Genomic DNA, 3589 nt, shown 5'->3' with positions numbered 1-3589 from the left:
AGTGAAAGCACAGCCTTTGTGTTCTTTTCGACTTGTGGGAAAGTGAACTCTGCGTCGCAAATGTCGGTGTAATTGCCCTCTGATACAAAATCTTTTTCCACCTTGCCGATTACTTCGCCGCTTTCAAGAGCGAGGGTGCAGATAAGTTTGCCGCCTTTAAGCTCAGGTCTGTAATTGCAAAGCTCTGCGTGGGCCTTAAAGCTGCTGCCTGCCTCGAAAACATAGCTGTCAAAGCGTGCCATTACAACGGCGTCATTGCAGAACTCTCTCCATTCGCTGTCGGTGATAAGACCCTTGCTGTCCATGAATGCGTCAAGTACACCCACAAGGGCAGTACCCTGACCGCTGAAATCCTGAATATCGAGTATCTGGAAACCGCCGAGAAGTCTTGAACGGAAAACAGCCTCCATTTCTTCTTTATAGCACTGTACAGCAAGCTTGCCTGAGCATTTGAAATAATCCTCAGCCAGCGGAAGCAGACCCTTTTCATCAAGTCTTTCTCTGAATACCTCAAAGTTTCTGGCTTTAAGGGAGCCCGTGTATTTCTCTATCTCCTTGAAGTTCGGATAAGTTTCATACTGACCTATTTCGTGAGTAACGATAGGCACTTCAGGGATAAAATCTGCGTCAGCATCGCTTGCCTTGACAGTTTTCATGGTCGTGCCGTACTGTATCTGAACAGTGCCGTCCTCTGAAATTTCCGTGGAGCTTGCCTGCTTCTTAGGTCTTATAATGCTGTCATAATCGTGATTTGCCGCAGGCTTGTCAGTCTGAATATGACCAAGTGGAGCGTCACACATAGCGTATGAGCCTCTTATAAGCCTGTCGTTTGCAAGTCTTACGCCAACAAAGAAATCGTCATTTTCTATAACGTTAGGGAACCACTGGAAATTGTTTGAACCTTGTGTGTAAAGGTGTCTGTTGTCAAATTTCTTGTAGCCGCCTATTATATCGTTGAGTATCTTCTTTGAACCCCAAAGCTCGTTGCCCATTGACATCATGCAGTAGGAAGGGTGATTGCCGAAGAATTTCAGCATATTGAAGCCCTCTTCAACGAGGAAATCCTGCTCCTCCTGATTGTGGTTTTCCTCGCCCTCTTCTGTGATAGTTCCCCAGAAAGGAAGCTGTGGCTCCATATAAATTCCAAGCATATCCGCAGCGACAAACGCAGCCTCAGGGGGACAGCAGGTGTGATAGCGGTAGTGGTTCATGCCGTATGACTTTGATATCTTCATTACCCTCAGCCATTCCTCAAGGTCGGTAGGTGCAAAAGCGGTCTTAGGGAATATCATGCCGTCATGCTTTCCTCTGAGAAAGGTTTTTTCTCCGTTTATGGTGAACTTTCCACCCTCAGTCATGAACTCACGCATACCGATGATATGCTCGCTCATGTCACCGTCGATATCTATTCTCAGCTTGTAGAGATTAGGCTCATGCTCACTCCAAAGCAGGCAATCGTCGCCCATTTTGTATAAAGCGTCAAGCTTGCCGTCGGTGTATTCAAAGCTCTGCACCTCAGGAGTGTGGCTTTTTTCGCTGTTGAAACTCTCAGCGCTTATGACAGCTTTTCCGCTTTTTCCGCCTGTTATGTTGGCTGTTACTCTTACTGTCTTGTTATGAATATCGCACCAAAGCATAACATTTTCAGCGTGGGCGTTTTTGTAGCCTATAAGCTCGATGCGTCCTGTGATTCCGTTCCAGTTGGTTTGAGTGTCAGGTGAAGTCAGGTGTCCGCCCTTGGTCTTGTAGCCAACATTTGAAACGCAGATAGTCATTTCATGCACGCCAGTACCGATATACTCGTTCAGGTCATAGATGTGCGGAGTGCAAAGGCTCTCCTGCCTGCCTATCTTTTTGCCGTCTATATAAAGTTCAGTTATTCTTGTTCTTTCAAGATAAAGTTTAAGATTTTCACATTGCAGAGCAGAGAAGTCAACGTTTTTTCTGAACCATGCAAAGCCCTCAAATTTATATGTGTCTGTAAGAAAGCCTGTTTCTCTCTTAGTATTGTATTCGCCTTTTTTAGCGTTGGAAGTGGTGTTTGGAAGGTTTATTGTATCATCAAAAACAAGGTCAGTACCCTTACATTCCTTGTCAAGACACAGCAGCCACTCACCGCTGAGGTCAAGCTTGTTTATCATTAAGCAACTATCCTTTCAAGTTCAAATTTTCAATATCCATTATAACATATGGTATTGCCCTTTTCAACAGTAATCCTTTGATTTAACCAAAATGCTATAAAATTTTGTTGTTTTTAACAATAAAATATGATACAATAAGATTAAAAGAAATCTGCCAACTGGAGGTGCGGGAAAAATGCTTGAAAATACAGATAGAAAGCTGTTGTGGCTGTGGCTCGATGTTGCGTTCGGACCTGCGGACAAGCGTTTGTGGGATGTTATGTCATATTATGACAGCGTTGAAGAAATGTGCGATGATCTATTGTCACTGCGCTGTGGATATGTTACTCAGCAGGAGGCTGAAAAGATAGCCTGCTGTACGTTCTTTCAGGCGAAACAGGTGGCTGAATACTGCGAGAAAAAGGGTATATATATCCTCACCCCTGACGATCCTCTTTATCCTGAACGGTTGAAACAGATAGAATGTCCACCTGCTGTGCTTTTCTGCCGTGGCGATGTGAGCTGTCTGTCTATTGAAAAGAGCGTTGCCATTATCGGCACTAGAGAACCAAGCGATTATTCTGTAGTCGTGGCGGAGGAGTTTTCAAGTTTTCTTGCAGAGCGAGGAGTAAATATCATAAGCGGATTTGCTATGGGTATCGACACTGCCGCACACCGCAGTGCGATGCGTGCAGGTGGAAGCACTGTAGCTGTTATGGGCTGTGGGCTAGAATATGATTATCCTCGTGGCAGGACGGGCTTCAAGCGTGAGATAGCAACACATGGGGTAGCTATTTCAGAATTTTTCCCGCAGGCAAGACCTGTTCCTGAGAATTTTCGTATAAGAAACCGCATTGTTTCGGCACTTTCACATTGCGTTCTTGTGGTTGAAGCAGGAATACGCAGCGGCACGCTGAATACTGTAAATCATGCTTTATCCCAGAATAAAGACGTTTTTGTTATACCGCCTCATGACATTTTCAGCGAGAAATACGCAGGACAGTGTGCGCTTCTCCGTGACGGAGCAATAGAAGTCTATTCACCGAAAGATATCCTCTATCTCCTTAACAAGGCAAAAATATAGAAAAAAGGCTGCGACTTTTTGCCGCAGCCTTTTGTGATATTTGAAATTACTTTGAAAGTGGGCTTTCTCTGTAGATGATGTCCTCTCTCTTTGGTCCGTTTGAAACCATTGTGATAGGGAAGCCGATATGCTTTTCAACGAAGTCGATATACTTCTTGCAGTTTTCAGGAAGATCTTCATACTTCTTGATGCCCCTGATGTCTGACTTCCAGCCGTCGAGAACTTCAAAAACAGGCTTTGCCTTTTCAAGCTTTCTTGTTGTAGGAAAGTCTGTTGTTACCTCGCCGTCTATCTCATAGCCTACGCATACAGGTATTTTGTCAAGATAGCCAAGAACGTCAACTACTGTGAAAGCAACATCTGTTGCGCCCTGGATACGGCAGCC

Annotated in this window: 3 protein-coding genes; 1 reads left to right on the top strand and 2 read right to left on the bottom strand. The window is 44.7% G+C overall.

From position 1 onward, the window contains the following. The coding region (locus QVO88_RS04415) for a beta-glucuronidase (RefSeq protein WP_288177776.1) at positions 1-2141 on the bottom strand (2141 nt) is incomplete at its 3' end. Positions 2142-2316: 175 nt separating this feature from the next. On the opposite strand from QVO88_RS04415, the gene dprA reads away from it, so the two are divergent. After that, positions 2317-3204, top strand: a complete 888-nt coding sequence (dprA, locus tag QVO88_RS04410) for a DNA-processing protein DprA (RefSeq protein ID WP_022287314.1) — start codon at positions 2317-2319, stop codon at positions 3202-3204. Positions 3205-3250: 46 nt separating this feature from the next. On the opposite strand, the gene QVO88_RS04405 is transcribed toward dprA, so the two are convergent. Then, positions 3251-3589: adenylosuccinate synthetase (locus tag QVO88_RS04405; RefSeq protein ID WP_288177775.1), on the bottom strand; the 339-nt coding region annotated here is incomplete at its 5' end.

The organism is Ruminococcus sp. CAG:57 (assembly GCF_000435935.1).
Lineage (GTDB): Bacteria > Bacillota > Clostridia > Oscillospirales > Ruminococcaceae > Hominimerdicola > Hominimerdicola aceti.
The sequence above is the reverse complement of the archived record's forward strand: the minus strand, read 5'-3'. Positions and strand labels throughout refer to the sequence as shown.

Bases quoted from the DNA above. Each gene is read 5' to 3' on its own strand.
- dprA (WP_022287314.1), top strand. From the start codon at position 2,317: ATGCTTGAAAATACAGATAGAAAGCTGTTGTGGCTGTGGCTCGATGTT.